This is a genomic window from Puia sp. P3 (assembly GCF_050632245.1).
Classification (GTDB): domain Bacteria; phylum Bacteroidota; class Bacteroidia; order Chitinophagales; family Chitinophagaceae; genus Puia.
In genome coordinates this window covers 1,483,036-1,498,190 of sequence record NZ_CP192583.1, presented here as the reverse complement: position 1 = coordinate 1,498,190, position 15,155 = coordinate 1,483,036, and the positions used below count along the sequence as shown (strand labels likewise).

21 protein-coding genes and 3 pseudogenes are annotated in these 15,155 nt (G+C 52.4%); 11 read left to right on the top strand and 13 right to left on the bottom strand.

The window, feature by feature from the left end:
- Nucleotides 1–144 precede the first annotated feature (144 nt).
- The 3 genes and pseudogenes from ACQ86N_RS08875 to ACQ86N_RS08865 form a co-directional block, all read left to right on the top strand.
- Nucleotides 145–456, top strand: a pseudogene (locus ACQ86N_RS08875) (glutaminyl-peptide cyclotransferase); the annotation flags it as partial.
- 22 nt (nucleotides 457–478) lie between these two features.
- Nucleotides 479–685: pseudogene (locus ACQ86N_RS08870) on the top strand (glutaminyl-peptide cyclotransferase); the annotation flags it as partial.
- Nucleotides 686–707: 22 nt separating this feature from the next.
- Nucleotides 708–857: a glutaminyl-peptide cyclotransferase gene (locus tag ACQ86N_RS08865; RefSeq protein ID WP_431214847.1), complete on the top strand. Its 150-nt coding sequence runs from the start codon at nucleotides 708–710 to the stop codon at nucleotides 855–857.
- A gap of 45 nt (nucleotides 858–902) precedes the next feature.
- Here the strand turns inward: ACQ86N_RS08865 and ACQ86N_RS08860 are convergent, their stop codons facing one another.
- The 7 genes from ACQ86N_RS08860 to ACQ86N_RS08830 form a co-directional block, all read right to left on the bottom strand.
- Nucleotides 903–1,796: a methyltransferase domain-containing protein gene (locus ACQ86N_RS08860; protein ID WP_431214846.1), complete on the bottom strand. Its 894-nt coding sequence runs from the start codon at nucleotides 1,794–1,796 to the stop codon at nucleotides 903–905.
- Nucleotides 1,797–1,812: 16 nt separating this feature from the next.
- Nucleotides 1,813–1,962 (bottom strand): hypothetical protein, encoded by a 150-nt coding sequence (locus ACQ86N_RS08855; protein WP_431214845.1) that lies wholly within the window; start codon nucleotides 1,960–1,962, stop codon nucleotides 1,813–1,815.
- On the bottom strand, nucleotides 1,955–2,416 hold the full coding sequence (locus tag ACQ86N_RS08850; protein WP_431214844.1) for a hypothetical protein: 462 nt from the start codon (nucleotides 2,414–2,416) through the stop codon (nucleotides 1,955–1,957). The genes ACQ86N_RS08855 and ACQ86N_RS08850 overlap by 8 nt, the downstream gene beginning before the upstream one ends.
- 341 nt (nucleotides 2,417–2,757) lie before the next feature.
- Entirely contained in the window at nucleotides 2,758–3,033 is a 276-nt protein-coding gene (locus ACQ86N_RS08845; RefSeq protein ID WP_431214843.1) for a hypothetical protein, read from the bottom strand.
- A gap of 16 nt (nucleotides 3,034–3,049) precedes the next feature.
- Nucleotides 3,050–4,210: a hypothetical protein gene (locus ACQ86N_RS08840; protein WP_431214842.1), complete on the bottom strand. Its 1,161-nt coding sequence runs from the start codon at nucleotides 4,208–4,210 to the stop codon at nucleotides 3,050–3,052.
- Nucleotides 4,211–4,234: 24 nt separating this feature from the next.
- Nucleotides 4,235–6,505, bottom strand: coding sequence for a tetratricopeptide repeat protein (locus ACQ86N_RS08835; RefSeq protein ID WP_431214841.1), 2,271 nt, complete (start codon nucleotides 6,503–6,505; stop codon nucleotides 4,235–4,237).
- A gap of 41 nt (nucleotides 6,506–6,546) precedes the next feature.
- Nucleotides 6,547–7,299: a tetratricopeptide repeat protein gene (locus tag ACQ86N_RS08830; protein ID WP_431214840.1), complete on the bottom strand. Its 753-nt coding sequence runs from the start codon at nucleotides 7,297–7,299 to the stop codon at nucleotides 6,547–6,549.
- Nucleotides 7,300–7,474: 175 nt separating this feature from the next.
- Here ACQ86N_RS08830 and ACQ86N_RS08825 point away from each other — a divergent pair, with 175 nt between their 5' ends.
- The 8 genes and pseudogenes from ACQ86N_RS08825 (at nucleotide 7,475) to ACQ86N_RS08790 (ending at nucleotide 11,665) form a co-directional block, all read left to right on the top strand.
- Nucleotides 7,475–7,771, top strand: a complete 297-nt coding sequence (locus tag ACQ86N_RS08825; protein WP_431214839.1) for a DoxX family protein — start codon at nucleotides 7,475–7,477, stop codon at nucleotides 7,769–7,771.
- A 122-nt stretch (nucleotides 7,772–7,893) separates the two neighbouring features.
- Nucleotides 7,894–8,304 carry an acyl-CoA thioesterase gene (locus tag ACQ86N_RS08820; RefSeq protein WP_431214838.1) on the top strand — a complete coding sequence of 137 codons (411 nt, stop codon included), beginning with the start codon at nucleotides 7,894–7,896 and terminating at the stop codon, nucleotides 8,302–8,304.
- A gap of 17 nt (nucleotides 8,305–8,321) precedes the next feature.
- Nucleotides 8,322–8,771, top strand: coding sequence for a competence/damage-inducible protein A (locus ACQ86N_RS08815; protein WP_431214837.1), 450 nt, complete (start codon nucleotides 8,322–8,324; stop codon nucleotides 8,769–8,771).
- A gap of 2 nt (nucleotides 8,772–8,773) precedes the next feature.
- A complete protein-coding gene (locus ACQ86N_RS08810; protein WP_431214836.1) occupies nucleotides 8,774–9,574 on the top strand; it encodes a nicotinamide-nucleotide amidohydrolase family protein in 801 nt (266 codons plus the stop codon).
- Nucleotides 9,575–9,745: 171 nt separating this feature from the next.
- Complete coding sequence (locus tag ACQ86N_RS08805) at nucleotides 9,746–10,573, top strand: biotin/lipoyl-containing protein (RefSeq protein ID WP_431214835.1); 828 nt, start codon at nucleotides 9,746–9,748, stop codon at nucleotides 10,571–10,573.
- Entirely contained in the window at nucleotides 10,465–10,878 is a 414-nt protein-coding gene (locus tag ACQ86N_RS08800; protein WP_431217328.1) for a 2-oxo acid dehydrogenase subunit E2, read from the top strand. Before ACQ86N_RS08805 ends, ACQ86N_RS08800 begins: the two co-directional genes overlap by 109 nt.
- A pseudogene (locus ACQ86N_RS08795) lies at nucleotides 10,820–11,049 on the top strand (2-oxo acid dehydrogenase subunit E2). Before ACQ86N_RS08800 ends, ACQ86N_RS08795 begins: the two are co-directional and overlap by 59 nt.
- 43 nt (nucleotides 11,050–11,092) lie before the next feature.
- Nucleotides 11,093–11,665: a hypothetical protein gene (locus ACQ86N_RS08790; protein ID WP_431214834.1), complete on the top strand. Its 573-nt coding sequence runs from the start codon at nucleotides 11,093–11,095 to the stop codon at nucleotides 11,663–11,665.
- Between the two features lie 89 nt (nucleotides 11,666–11,754).
- Here the strand turns inward: ACQ86N_RS08790 and ACQ86N_RS08785 are convergent, their stop codons facing one another.
- The 6 genes from ACQ86N_RS08785 to ACQ86N_RS08760 all read right to left on the bottom strand — a co-directional run bounded on the left by ACQ86N_RS08785 (nucleotide 11,755) and on the right by ACQ86N_RS08760 (nucleotide 15,139).
- Nucleotides 11,755–12,450 carry a lytic transglycosylase domain-containing protein gene (locus tag ACQ86N_RS08785; RefSeq protein WP_431214833.1) on the bottom strand — a complete coding sequence of 232 codons (696 nt, stop codon included), beginning with the start codon at nucleotides 12,448–12,450 and terminating at the stop codon, nucleotides 11,755–11,757.
- Between the two features lie 183 nt (nucleotides 12,451–12,633).
- Nucleotides 12,634–13,041: an EamA family transporter gene (locus tag ACQ86N_RS08780; RefSeq protein WP_431214832.1), complete on the bottom strand. Its 408-nt coding sequence runs from the start codon at nucleotides 13,039–13,041 to the stop codon at nucleotides 12,634–12,636.
- Nucleotides 13,004–13,513 (bottom strand): EamA family transporter, encoded by a 510-nt coding sequence (locus tag ACQ86N_RS08775; RefSeq protein WP_431214831.1) that lies wholly within the window; start codon nucleotides 13,511–13,513, stop codon nucleotides 13,004–13,006. Before ACQ86N_RS08775 ends, ACQ86N_RS08780 begins: the two co-directional genes overlap by 38 nt.
- Before the next feature lie 6 nt (nucleotides 13,514–13,519).
- Complete coding sequence (locus tag ACQ86N_RS08770) at nucleotides 13,520–14,089, bottom strand: glycosyltransferase (protein WP_431214830.1); 570 nt, start codon at nucleotides 14,087–14,089, stop codon at nucleotides 13,520–13,522.
- Nucleotides 14,019–14,339 (bottom strand): glycosyltransferase, encoded by a 321-nt coding sequence (locus ACQ86N_RS08765; protein WP_431214829.1) that lies wholly within the window; start codon nucleotides 14,337–14,339, stop codon nucleotides 14,019–14,021. Before ACQ86N_RS08765 ends, ACQ86N_RS08770 begins: the two co-directional genes overlap by 71 nt.
- Before the next feature lie 32 nt (nucleotides 14,340–14,371).
- On the bottom strand, nucleotides 14,372–15,139 hold the full coding sequence (locus ACQ86N_RS08760) for an exonuclease domain-containing protein (RefSeq protein ID WP_431214828.1): 768 nt from the start codon (nucleotides 15,137–15,139) through the stop codon (nucleotides 14,372–14,374).
- Nucleotides 15,140–15,155: the final 16 nt, after the last annotated feature.

Sequence of the window (15,155 nt, the reverse complement as noted above, 5' to 3'; positions counted from 1 at the left end):
AAGTTTTTTATACAATTTTTACACCATGAACAGAGTCTCCGTATTTTTTGCCCTCATTTGCCTGCTTACCGCCTGTAACAATAACGACCGGCAGGACAATACCACCGCCGAAACTACCAAAACACCCGATAATACCCCCCGGCGATCAACTACTCAGTCATAAAAGCTACCCCTCACGACACCTCCGCCTATACCGAAGGCCTCCTCTTCCACGACGGCCAGCTCTACGAAGCCACAGGGACCGAACCCGAAATGCCCGAAAGCCGTAAGTCAATGTTCGGCACCGTCGACCTCTCCACCGGAAAGATCACCCCGAAAGTCACCCTCGACCGGAATAAATACTTCGGCGAAGGCATCGTCTTCCTCGGACGGCAAAGTCTACCAGCTGACCTATACCACCAAAGTCGGTTTCGTCTACGACGCCAAAACGTTCAAAAAATTAGGAGAATTTACTTTCCCAAGCAAGGAAGGCTGGGGAATGACCACCGACGGCGCCAGCCTCATCATGAGCGACGGCACCAGCAATATCAACTACCTCGACCCCAAAACTTTCCGGCTGATAAGAGTCCTCGGCGTCACCGACAACAATGGACCCGTCAGCAATATCAACGAGCTCGAGCTGATAAAAGGCTACCTCTACGCCAACCAGTGGCAGACCAACTACATTCTGAAAATTGACACCGCCAGCGGAAAAGCTGGTAGGAAAAATGAACCTGGACGGCCTCGAGAACGACGCCCGCAACAAATACCCCGGAGCCGAAGTCCTCAACGGCATCGCCTACGACTCCACAAATGAAAAAGTATACGTAACAGGAAAACTCTGGCCGAGTATCTACGAAATAAAATTCCCCTTCTAACCGGCGCGGTCACGGGCTAACACTGCCCGGCACGACCCCCATTCCCTACTTCGAGATCACATAAATCAGCGAACTGCACTTCGACTTATCTATGAAGGCTTTTATATTGGATACCATCCCATTCCACACGGCCCGCACCAGATTGCCGTGCCCGGTCCGGTACTTCTCGCTGAGCATGCTGATATAAAAACTGTCAAACCACATCGGCTGGCTATACTGCAGCTGAAGCCCGTGCCCGCTCACCAGCCGTTCCATCGAATCCGGTGAAAAATGATACAGATGCCTCGGCACGTCGTAAGCCGCCCAGGCCTCCTTATAAACCGCAGCATCATGCGACGTATAATTTGGCACCGCGATGAAAATACGACCGTCCCGCTTAATCAGCGTCTTTAGCCGCTCCAGATAGGAATGCAGATCATGGACATGCTCCAGAACATGCCACAGCGTTATCACGTCGAAACTCTCCTGCGGCAGGGAGTACAGATGATCCATCTCCAGCAGCTGAACCCGGTTGTCCGTCCGCGCCTTCTCCCGCGCTACCTCGTCCGGCTCCAATCCCGTCGCCTCCCAGCCCTTCTCCTTCATATGCGCCACAAAAGCCCCCGTCCCCGCGCCGATATCCAGCATTTTACCCTGCCGGCTACGCGTAGCCGATGAAATAAGCCTGTATTTATTGGACAGGGTCTGCTCCCTGACAATATGATAGAGCTGATTGATCAGCCCCTTATTCGTATTCGAATGGGAAATGTAATTGTCGGACCGGTAATACACGCCGATCGATCCGGCATCCGGTACGTCCTGGGTAAATCGTAATCCGCAATTCTGACACTCCCAGATCTCAAAACCTTCCCGGGACACCGTATGGTCGATGGCTTTTAACGCAAACTTTATACTCTCCGAGCTACAGGAAGGACATTGACTATAATGGATTAAAGACATATACGATACGGAGGAATTAAAATTTTATCTGGTTGCCGGTAGACCAGCCATGAGTATAGAAATGCCATCCAAGAACAGCCAGCCCCGCTACGGCCAGCACGATCGCGATCACCCACCACGAAAGCCTTCGGCGTCCGTTGTTCTCCTCCTGGAGCCATTCATTCATCTCGCCGCTGGTCCGCTCCCCTGTCCCCAACGACAAGTGTATGCTGCGCATCCTCACGCTGCACCCTTATGGCAGGCGTAGGCTGAACGAAAAATGCGGGCGCCTTCGCCGACTCGAACAACACACTACCCGAGTCATCCTTCTTCAGTATCCCCACCCCGTCCCAGCTGACCTCGTCCTCGGCCTTTATCCGGTTACGCAGTTCGAAGGAGAACTCGTTATACCATTTAATGGCTTCAAAATCAAGTATATTTCGCTGGGAAGCCAAATAAGAGAAGAACTCCTTGTCCGGAGCATCGAAGTATTTGTCAAATCGGAAACGGTATACCGGCGGCAACATGGTGCGGTCAGCCACGTCTGCCTCAGCAGGCAAAGTCTCCAGGTAGATCGTACCCAGACCCGGAATACTGATACTTCTGTGTTGAAACAAATAGGCATTCAAAACCGCAAACATGGCTTATTTTTTAGCTTTGGCTGCGAATCTAGCACATTTGCGTCATTCGTTTCCTCTCAATTTTGCCCGAATGACGCAAAACATCTAATGATGGGCCTTCGGCCGCTGGACCTGTGGTCCATTCTGTTACCCCAATTCGTCCCCCTATTTCTGTCCGAACGTAAACACCACACCCCCCAAAACATTAAAGCCATATACCGGGTACTGGTGCCACCTCTCATATTTGTTATTAAATATGTTATTCATCTGGAACCAAAGGTTCAGCTGCTTCAATACCTTGAACTCGACACCCGCATTCAGATCAGCCCCGCTGTTTCCCTTAAGGGCCTTTCCGTCCGGCGTCAGATAGCGGGCGCCGCCAAACGCAAAAAGTCAGCCTTGGCCCAGAAATCCTTGAAGAACTGCCATTTCACATGCGTATTGAACTCTATTGGCAACAACCCATAGGCCTTTGCATTCACCTTCAGATGCCGGTAGTCATATAAATTGACACCCGCGGTAGCCGAAAACTCATCTCCCACGATATAGCTCAACTCGCCATGCAGTTGCAACGCATCCATCGAAGGCTCATACCGCACGTCGAACTGATTGTTCATCGCCACCGCCGAGTCATTCACAAACAAAGGAATATTCTTATACTGCTGGAATCCGACCTTCGCCGCATAGCTGAAATGGTTGCTGATAGACCCCTTGAACCCGCCATACCACTCCTGCACGCGCGTATTCAGCAAAAGAATCCGGAGCCGCCAGCCAGGGATTGATCGACTCGAACCGCTGAAACGACCCCTTGTCATAATACCCGATCCATCCCAACTGCACCGTGAACCGCTGGTCCGAAGTGGAGATATCCGCCAGAAAATTCGGCAACAGATGAAAGACCTTCTGATCCCATGAAGGCGTCACCGCCGCCTGCAGGAACAAATTCGACGTCTTCACCAAAAACGCCGGATTCACCATATAGATATTGTTATTCTGGTCGACCGTCGCCCCCACCAGCGACTGATGGTAATGGGTCAGATTCGCCGTAAATCCGAGATCGAAAGCATAATTGTCCCCAAGCGTCTTCTCCAGCGGCAGATTGAATACGGTATTGACCTCGTTGGCATCGCGTTTCCATTTGCTCGAAAATACATTCACTCTGATATTCGGATGATACAGCAGCCCAAACTCCGTCGGCTCTGTATTCCGCAGACTCAGCTGGCCCTCATAGGTCTGATAGGTCACCTTCAGATCATCCGACGTGAACTTCAGCGTATCCGGCCGGTAACCATACCGGTAATAGGCGTCGTTCTTGAATCCAAGCGACCCGTTCCATTCCAGCTTGTTCTCCGTCTTCACCGTCCCTACCAGTTTTACGTCCGTCAGACTGTTCTTCTGAAAAGGCAGATTCCCCTTCGAGGACAGCTGACTGGCGAACAAATTGAAAAAAGTACGTTGACCGTCGCCAAAACTAAACCCCGTACGGATATACGGCACATGTATATTCCCTACTCCCACTTTGATATAGTTGTAATTCTCCCAGGGTTTCACCGAATCCCGCTGCAGGGCAACCGGCTTCATCTCCCCCGGCAGATAGTTCAGGAAAAGATACTGGGCGGGAATATTGTACGCCAGCTTCGGCCGGGACGTATCCACCGCCGGGGGCGCCGCATTGAAATTGATCTTTACCGCATCCCGCAGCACCGGCTTGAAGGAAGAAGTAATATCGATGGTCCTGCGCTTAGTCGTATCCTGCGCCTGCACAAAAGATCCTGTTCCCGCCAACACCAGTAAAAAGAATGATATTCTATACATGGATCGAGTTTCTGGAATGAATGATTAATTGGTCGAATCAACCTTGCTGTTCTTCTTCTCCTCCTCCGTCACCTGCGCCAGCTTCTGCTGGGCCTGCAGCCGAAGCTCCTCTATCTTGGCATTCTCCACGATACTCTGGAAAGTGGCCTTCGCGTTGAAATAATCTTTCTCCGCCACATAGACATCCCCCAGCAGCAAATAAGCCTTCGTTACCCACTCCTCATAGGAGCCCGACTTGTTGATGACCTCGAATGCCGCCTTTTCCGCGTCCTTCAGCTGATTCTGTTTAAAGAGACAGTCCGCTATCTGATAACGCGCCTCCGCCGCATAAGCCGACTTTGTCAGCGGCGCCGCCACCCGGAAATACTGAAGCGCCGTCTCGCACTGACCCGCCGACTGATAGGATTTGGCGATCGCCATATTCGCGAGCACCTTGTCGTCCACGCTCAATCCCTTTTGAGTAAGCAGTTCCTTCGCATTGGCGACCGCGTCAGGCCATTTCTGCAACTGATACTGGCTTCGCAGCAGACCCCGCATGGCCTCCATCTTGTTCTCCTGCGAAGAACTGAAATCCTTTAATTTGCCGAAATACTTTTCCGAGTTGGCGTAGTCTTTCAGGTTGAAGAAATACAGACGGGCCGCCTGCAGCAGCGACTTCTCGGCAAACTTGTTCGGCGCCTTGTCCCCTACAACGGCATACCCGACTACCGCCTTCGGCCAGTCTTTCTGGGAGAAATAGATCTCGCTCTTATAATAATTGGCCTCCAGCGAAAATTTTCCTTCCGGGAACTTGGCCAGATATGCTTCGAATCGCTGCGTCGCGCCGGGGAAATTTCCATTATTGAACTGCACCTCCGCCTCCTGATAAGCCAGCTGATCTTCCTGGCTCGCGCTGACCTCGACCCCCATGCCCTTGGCAAAATTCACGTACTCGGCACTGCGCCCTTCTTCCACATAGATGGTTTTGGCATTGTCCAGCCCGTCCTGAGCCTCGGGAGAATTGGGATACTGCCGGAGCAGCGAATCATACTGATTCAGCGCCTCCTTGTTGTTATTGAGATTGTACCAGGCGATACCCGACTGCAGATATGCCCTGGGTTTGAGCGCATCGGCCCCCTGACTCCGGAGAACATTCTTCAGATAGGACAGCGCCTCGCGGTAGTTCTCCCCGGCCAGATAGGTACCCGCTATCTCCATATTCACGTCCGCCGACAGATTGCTGCCGGGATAAAGCCGGTTGATCGTATTCAGCAGGGCTATCTTGTCCTTGCCGTTGCTTACACCCGCAATCATCGCCTTCTGGAAAGTCGCATAGTCGCTGGCAGGCCACGAAAAATCCACCACCTTATTATACATCGCCAGCGCCGTCCGGTAATCCCGGTTCATATAATAACAGTCCGCATCCCGGACATAAGCGTCCTGCTCCAGCGGCGAGGACCCGATCTTTGGATTGCGTACCACCTGCTCGAAAAAGCCCTGCGCCTGACGGTAATTCTCCTTTTTGAGGAAACAATAGCCCAGATTGTACCTTGCGTCCGTCGGATTGACCTCCCCGTTGACACCACCGCTCTTCAGATACTCCAGAAAATACCGGATGGCGTCGTCTATCCGGTTCAGCCGGTAGGCAATTTCTGCCTTCCAGAACTGAATATAGGGCAGCACGCTGCCGTTATTCGGGTCCTTCAGCGCCCTGTCCAGCAGCTCGTTGGCATTCAGCAGCAGACCGTCATTCACCAGCTCGGTGGCCCTGCCGTACAGGACCGTGGGAATAAGGCGGCGTACGTTATCCGACGGATGATCCACACTCTCAAGCAGCGTTAGTGCATCTTTATAGTTATTCGTGCCCGCCAGCACGCTGACCAGCAACTCACGCGCTTCCCGGCCGTATTCCGAATTGGGATACTGCTGAAGAAAGCCCTGGAACTCGGTGAGCGCCACGTCCTGGTAACCCAGCTCGTAGGACAGCTTAGCGTAATTGAATTTGGATATCTCCTTCTGTTTCGGATTGCTGCTGTTCATCGAACAGAACAGGAACGCATTCCGCGCATTCGCCTTCTGCGCCGTCTTCAGATAGGCATCTCCCAGCAGATACATAGCGTTTTGCGATAGAGAGTCCTTGCTGCCGGCCATCTGCCTGAACCCGGCTATCGCCTTATTCCAGTTCCTGGTCTGATAGTAACAATAGCTCAGCTCGTAAAGGTCCTCCCGGGTGACCTTCTTCGACATATTGACGTACTGCTCGAGATAAGGGAGCGCCTTCACAAAATCCTGCTTCTCATAATAGCCATGCCCCACCAGCTGCCGCAGTTCTGCGTCATAATACTGGTTCCCCTTCTTCAGCCTCGCCTCCGCATATTCGATCGCCTTGTCCTTCTCCCCCGGACCAGGTAGATGTTCGCCACATAATAGGGAACTACTTTCTCATATGTGGGATTATCTTCCACTATCTTAAAAGCCGCCAGTGCCTCGGAATACTTCTTTTGATAGAAACAGATGAAGCCGTAGTAATAGTTGGCGTCGATATAGTTGGGATCCTTTGGCAGCTGCCGGATGGCATTGAACAAAGGCAGGGCATTATCGAACTGCTTCTTCGTAAAATAGCAGTACCCCTGATGGAATTTCATATCCGCTATATCCTTGTTGCTCAGATTGTCGATATCCGCGTGCTCGTAAGACTTTAGCGCGGCGGTATAGTCCTTCTGCCGGAAATAATACTCTCCCAGGTGAAAACTGATCATACCCACCCTCGGAGCATTGTTCTCCAGATCGATATACTCCTGGGCCGCAGTTACGGCCGTCTTGTCATTCTGCTCCAGGGCGCACACCAGATAATAGTATTTTACGTCCTGGTACTCAACATAGTTATTGCTTTTGTCCGTCTCGCGCAGTGAATACTTCAGGTCCCGGAAGATGGGGAACGCAAGGGAGTAATATTCGTGTTCGAAAAACTCCACCCCCTGCCTGAAGCTGGCCTGCGGGTCGTCATAATATCTGGTCTGCTGGGCAAATGACGAAGAGCTGAAGAGAATGACGAAAAAAATAATACAGTATACTTCACTGGAAAATGATTTGATTTTTATCGTCTCCAACGGGCCCGTAGCCCGTTTCGGTGTTTTTCGCTGGAAGGCTCCCTGAGCCGTTAACGTGCTAAGTTTCTAATTATTTTGCCTTTGACCAAACATCGTTCCAAACACCTGTGGATAACTGCCTAGATTAACATTTCCTTATAAATCCCCTATCTTAGGCCCCAAATTCCAACCTAACATGAAAAAATTCCTGTCAACGCAGTATTCGGAAAACGCCTTCAATGTGGCGTCTCTTGTACTGCGCCTGGTATTTGGCCTGCTCATCTGCATCAATCACGGCTTCGATAAAATGCTCCACTTCGGCAAATACGAGTACACCTTTCCCAACCCGTTCCACCTCGGCCATCGCTGGACCGTGGTGCTCGTCATATTCGCGGAAGTGTTCTGCGCTCTCATGCTTGTCCTGGGCTTCGTCACCCGTCTGGCCGCCACTGGTGCTGACCATCGAGTTTGCAGTGATCGTCTTCATCATTGACAAAGGCCACTCCCTGCACGAGCAAGAACTTACCCTGACCTACCCGGCCGCCTTTTTCGCCGTCCTCATGGTTGGCCCGGGCCGCTTCAGCGTAGACGGAATGATGGGCAAATAACACAACTATGTACATCAGCGAAACCACAATGCGCGTCCGGTACGCAGAGACCGACCGTATGAACGTCGTATATCACGGCAACTACGCCCAATATTTTGAAGTAGGCCGCGTAGAGGCCATCCGCCAAGCGGGCATCAGCTATAAAGACCTTGAAGACAGCGGCACCATCCTCCCCGTCGTCGAATGGAACGCCAAATTCCTGCGCCCCGCCCGCTACGACGACCTCCTCACCGTCCGCACCACCCTCAGCGAATGGCCCTCCGACCACCGCCTCCGCTTCCGTCAGGAAGTCTTCAACGCCGAAGGCAAGCTGCTCACGGTTGGGGACGTCCTCCTGTACTTTCTGCGGTCTGAGACCATGGAAAAAACCCCCATGCCCAAAGAAATGGCCGAAAAGCTCAAACCTTTTTTCCCCTAACTCGTTATTTTTATCCCATGGAAAAGATCACGGCGAGCATCATCACCATCGGAGACGAACTATTGATCGGGCAGGTAATCGATACCAACAGCGCCTGGATGGCGCAGGAGCTCAATAAGAACGGCATCTGGGTCGGCCACCGCCTCGCCGTAGGCGACGTAAAAGATGACATCTGGCAGGCGCTCGACGACGAATTCAAAAGGGCCTCCATCATCCTCATCACCGGCGGCCTGGGACCTACCGCGGACGATATCACCAAACCCCTGCTCGCCGAATACTTCGGCGGCAAGCTCGTGGTCGACCAGGGCGCCCTCGACAACGTAAAGAAGATTTTCGAACGGCTCCAGCGGCCCATGATCGCCCGCAATCTCTCACAGGCGGAGGTACCCGATAATTGCACCGTCATACCCAACCACCGGGGAACAGCCCCAGGTATGTGGTTTGAAAAAGAGGCCGCATCTTTGTAAGCATGCCCGGCGTCCCCCACGAAATGAAAGGCATGATGACAGACACCGTCATCCCGGCCCTCCATCAACATTTTAAGTTCCCCTTCATCTCCCACCGAACCCTGCTGACAGCGGGCATCGGGGAATCCTTCCTTGCAGACTATATACGGACCTTCGAAGAAGCCCCTCCCCCCTCTATCAAGCTGGCCTACCTGCCCAATTATGGAATGGTGCGCCTGCGCCTCACCATTCACGGAGACGACGCCCCCCAACTGGAATCGCTCATCCAGCAGCAGTTCGATACCCTGAAGGGACTGGTCGCGGAATGGATGGTCACAGACGAGGACATCTCCATCCAGGAAGCCATCGGACGACTCCTGAAAGCCCGCGGCAAAACCCTCGGAACAGCCGAAAGCTGCACCGGCGGCCACATCGCCCACCTCATAACGACCATCCCCGGCTCGAGCGAATATTTCAACGGCAGCGTGGTCAGCTACGCCAATTCCGTAAAGGAAAATGTCCTCGGGGTCAGCCCGGACACCCTCGCAGCCAATGGGGCCGTCAGCGAACCCGCCGTGGAAGAAATGGTCAAAGGCGCCATCCGCCTGCTGGACGTCGACTATGCCATCGCCACCTCCGGTATCATGGGTCCTGGCGGCGGCAGCCCCGAAAAGCCGGTAGGCACCGTCTGGATCGCCGTCGGCAACCGCCAAGGGGTCCTCACCCAAAAATTCAATTTCCGATTCGACAGAGGGCGAAATATTGAACTGGCTGCAACAAATGCGATGAATCTCTTGAGAAAATTCATTCTCTCGAATGACTGATTAAAATCGGTCAATCCTTTTGTCCCATCACCCCCACTCCCTGGTCCACAGCCAACTCCGGCCCGTCCCCCGGTTGACGCGATTATCCCCAAATTAATTACCTTTGGCTCAAATTCAACTAACGCTATGTCTCTCGTCGACCTGGTAATGCCAAAAATGGGTGAAAGTATAATGGAAGCCACCATTCTAAAGTGGAACAAACAGCCCGGTGATGCCGTCAAACAGGACGAAACCGTCCTCGAGATCGCAACAGACAAAGTCGACTCCGAAGTCCCCTCCGCAACGGAAGGAGTCATCGAAGAGATATTATACAATGTCAACGACGTAGTTCCGATCGGCGCCGTCATCGCCCGCATCCGCACCAACGGCACGGCCACCCGGCAGGCGGCTCCCGTGACAGCGCAGCCGACCGTGACAGCGCAGCCGACGGTCATAACCCAGGCGACCCCGCCCCCGCCGTCGCCTCCGACCAACGGTAACGCCCGATTCTACTCCCCTCTGGTCCTCAACATCGCCGCAGGCGAAGGCGTCCCTCTCTCCGAGCTGGAATCCATCCCCGGCACCGGCAACGAAGGCCGCGTCACCAAAAAAGACATCTTACAATATATAGCCAATAAAAGGTCCGGCCTCCAACCCGCCACAGGCGGCACAATCGCCGCACAGGCAGAAACACCCGCCGAGATCACCACGGCATCGCCCAATATCCCGACCCCGGCCCGCGTAGTATCCGAACCACCGGCCCAACAGCCCATGAACCTCTACGGCAGCAACGTCGAGATCATCGAAATGGACCGGATGCGCAAACTCATCGCCGACCACATGGTCCGCAGCGTCCACACCAGCCCCCACGTCACCAGCATGTCGGAAGCCGACGTGACCCATCTGGTGAACTGGCGCGAAAAAGTGAAGAAAGAATTCGAAAAAGAGAGAATACCAAACTCACCTTCACACCGCTGTTCATCGAAGCCATTATCCGCTGTATCAAAAAATACCCGCTGATCAACAGCTCCCTCGACGGCGATAAGATCATCGTCAAAAAAGACATCAATATCGGCATGGCCACAGCGCTGCCCTCCGGCAACCTGATCGTACCCGTCATCCGCAATGCCGACCAGCTCAACCTCACCGGCCTCGCCCGGCAGGTCAACTCCCTCGCCGACAACGCAAGACAGGGCCGACTTCGCCCCGAAGATTCCCGAGGGAGGCACCTTCACCCTGACCAACGTCGGCACCTTCGGCAGCCTCATGGGAACCCCGATCATCAACCAGCCTCAGGTGGCCATCCTCGCCGTAGGCGCCATTAAAAGCGCCCCGTCGTCCTCGAGACAGCGGAAGGAGACGCCATCGTCATCCGACACATGATGTACCTTTCCCTCTCCTATGACCACCGCATCGTGGACGGCAGCCTGGGCGCTACCTTCTGCTCCGCAGTGGCCCGCGAACTGGAAAACTTCTCGCCCGACAGACAGTTGTAGCCCCCACTTGCAATTTTGGCCGGATTTTCGTAAATTCAGTAACATGAAAGCACTATCCGAGACCTGGTTCGCCGATGGCTACATCGACTTCGAGCTGAAAAAGTATACCCTGCTGGCCTATCTCCAGGAGATACACCGCCAATTCAATGAGAACAAGCTCTACCCCCAGCTGGCAGACATCATCTTCCACTACAACAACCTCGTTGCTTTCCGGGAGAACAAAAAATACCTTCAGGAACAATTCCCTAAGAAACTCACAGGCATCCAGATAGAGAAACTCCAGGTCCTCTACGAACAGCTCATCGAAGACGACGAGCTCATGCAGGAGCTGGAAGAGATCATCAATTATGCCACTCAGGAGATTCGCCAGACCATCAGCAGCGGAACCGAGATCTATGAATTTGTGGAAGAAAAACTGGTGATCTACCCCGTCGGCATCGTACCCCTCGACAGCCACGAAGGATATTTCTTCCTCAGCTCGGGCCACTACTCCGACACAAGGGTCTACCAGTACAGACTTTCGATTTTGAAAAACACGACGAGAAATACCGCAGCATCCGCACCGAATACATCGACAGCTGGGCGCGCAACATCGTCAACACCTACGAGAATATAAAGGCGGAACTCATTCGGATCAACAACAGCCTGCCCAACCCGGCCGTCTTTTCCATCGAAACCGAACTGAAATTTCCCATGGACGAGACCCTACTGCCTATCGCCAAGAGAAGCCTGGTGCGGTACATTAGCGGCAAGGCCGCCTGATACCTCATCATTCTGTCCTTCGAAATAATAATAAGAGGCAACGAATTTCTTCACGTACATCCTGCTCTCCGCGGGAAGAAAAGACTGCAGCTCCCAAAAATTACGGCTTCCCGAAAGACGGATCGCACGGTTTACCGTTCCTTCACCGCTGTTGTACGCCGCCAGCACCAGCAACCAGTTCCCGAATTGCGCATACAGGTCCCTGAGATATCGGGCAGCGGCACGTGTACTCTTGTTATACAACGTCCGCTCGTCGACGCCCTGACCGACCCTTAGCCCCAGCATCCTCGCCGTAGCCGGCATTAGCTGCCAAGCGCCTACAGCGCCGACACGGCTGACCGCATTGGGGTTCAGTTCCGATTCTACCACCGCCAGATATTTCAGCGATGAAGGCAGATCATATTGACGGAAGATCGAGTCGGCAATAATAAAAGGCAGATGACTCTTTTGCTTGATGGAAAATAAAGTAGGTGTGTTGCTCTGGACATAGCGCAGTACAAACTCCTTTGAATGCTTGTCCAGATACATCCGCTCGGTTGACCTGTCCACGGAATGAGAACTTCCGGAACCGATCGCAAAAGGCATGATGAACAAGAACGAAATGCCGGTAAAAAACCTTCTGTTAAATTCTTTTACCATAGTGTTAATAGTTTTCAGGGTCTCAACTGGCCTCCTTTCTCACTATCCCAAACGCTCGGCTGCCATTCGTTTTCCAACCGGATGCCAGCTTATAACCAATTAATAACCCGAATGTTCGGAACAGTCTCCATTTCTTTTGTTTCCCAATTCCGGAAACTATCTTCCCACCCTGGTCAATACGCACTACGTTGTCTTCAATTGCTTTTTCTTCAACCTCATCATCTGCAGCACAATCGAAAGCAATATCAGCAAAAAACCGACATAAAATCCCGTACTTAAATATTTATCTTCTCTGAATAATACAAAGGCAAGAAGGATCCCGTACACCGGCTCCAGATTATAGGTAAGGTTCACGGTAAAAGCGGATATCTTTTGGAGAGCGCTCATGGAAAGATTGAAAGCCAGTACCGTACAAGCCCAGGCAAGAATAAGCAGCCAGCCGAGATCCGACCAGCCCGGCAACAGCGAAGGGGCCGGAAACAGCCATAGATACAAAGGCATTAGTACCGTCAGCACCAAAAAACCACCGCTCAGCTCGTACAGCGTCACATTTTCAGAAGAAACCCGGCGCAAAATACGCTTGTTCAACACCGGAAAAAGACTGCCCAGGAACGCCGAGACGAGTCCGATCCCAATCCCCAGCTTTGAAATGCGGGTCGACCTGAAATATAAAGAATATGCCGACGATGACCAGCACACCAAGCAGCAATTCAACTACATCTATACGATGCCGTAAGACCAGCGGTTCTACCACCGCAGTAAAGAATCCGATCGCCGAAAAACAAAGCAGCCCCACCGACACATTCGAGTATTTGATGCTGCCATAGAAGGCAACCCAGTGCAGCGCGGCGATACCGCCGATTCCGAAGATTCGCCAGACATCGCGCCTGTCAATCCGCACCTGCTGGCTGCGCACCAATGCAAGCAGCCACAGCGACGGCGCCGTCAGCAATAGCCGGTACCAAACCAATAAACCTTCGTTGAGTGAGATCAGCTTACCAAGGACACCGGTAAGCCCCGCGAGAAGGACAGCGATATGCAACTGGATAAATGCTTTCTTCATTGACCCTTATTTTCCCTCGGCGACCGGCTCACGGGAAAAATTACGCATAGGCACTACATCATTCTTGACCCGGTTACGGTAATTCTTGAACAATGACTGCCAGCGCAGGTTCAATACTCCGAGTATGCCCTCTTTGACAATACCCTTATTCATCTTGGAAACGCCGAACTTACGGTCTTCGAAGATGATCGGCACTTCCTTTATCTTAAAGCCCAGTTTCCAGGCCGCAAACTTCATTTCGATCTGAAACGCATAACCGACAAAAAGTATCTGGTCCAGATTGATCGTTTCCAGCACTTCCTTCTTATAACAAACAAACCCCGCCGTGGGATCCTGCACCGGCATCCAGGTGATCAGCCGGGTGTAGATCGAGCCGCCGCGGGACAGCAGTATACGATCCTTGGGCCAGTTCACAAAGCCACCGCCCTTGACATAACGGGAACCGACCGCCACATCCCCACCCTGATACTTACACGCATTATAGAGACGGTCCAGGTCTTTGGGGCTATGGGAAAAATCCGCGTCCATCTCGAAAATGAACTGGTAGTTGTTCCGCACCGCCCAGCTTGAATCCATGGATATAGGCAGTTCCAAGACCCAGTTTACCCTGCCTTTCTTCGAGGAAAAGCTGTCCCGGAACCCTCGACTGGTAATTCCGGACAATATCCGCTGTGCCATCCGGCGAGCTATCGTCGATGACCAGGATATGAAACCCCTGGCCCAACTGAAATATGGCATCGAGGATATTTACTATATTCTCCTTCTCGTTATAAGTAGGTATGATAACTATCTTTTCCAACTGCCTGTTTGTGTGATTGATGTACAAAGTTAACAATTTTTACCGCCTGCGACCGCCCGTTAGCCCTTTTTTAACATAGTCCTGTTGAATATCTCCGTCAGTTTCTGCTTGGTGTGAAGCGGAAAATCGCCCTTCATCATCCAATCATAGTATTGAGGCTCAGCCTTCAGTATCTCCGCTACGCTGCGCCCCTTATGTTTTCCGAAGTTAAACACTTCTATTCCATTCTCCATCGTAAAACGCCTCGCAAAATCCACAACCGGCTCTTCGCCGATGCACTTAAGTATTGTCTCAATATTCGTACCCAACTGAGGATACTTTACAACCTGGGCTACCAGCACTTCCCAGGTAGCGGACGCATCCGCTTCAGCCCCATGCGCACCCTCCAGCTCCTTGTTGCAATAAAATCGATAGGCGGCACTCAACGTCCTCTGTTCCATCATATGAAAGATTTTCTGCACGTCCAGCAATCTGCGCCCCTTGCCATCGAAATCCATACCCGCCCTTAAAAATTCTTCCACGAGCATCGGTATGTCGAAACGATTGGAATTATACCCCGCCAGATCACAATTGTCCAGGAACTGCTTCATTTCATTCGCTACCTGCCTGAAACTGGGTGCGTCCTTTACCATTTCATTGGTGATACCATGAATATCCGTAGAACTCGCCGGAATAGGCATTTCGGGGTTGATCAGCTTGCGCTTTACGATTTGCTTGCCATCAGGCATGATCTTCACGATGGCGATTTCCAGGATGCGGTCACTGCCAAGATTGACACCGGTCGTTTCCAGGTCAATGATCGCTAAGGGGCGTGTAAGTTGTAACATTCTCTATATAATAATT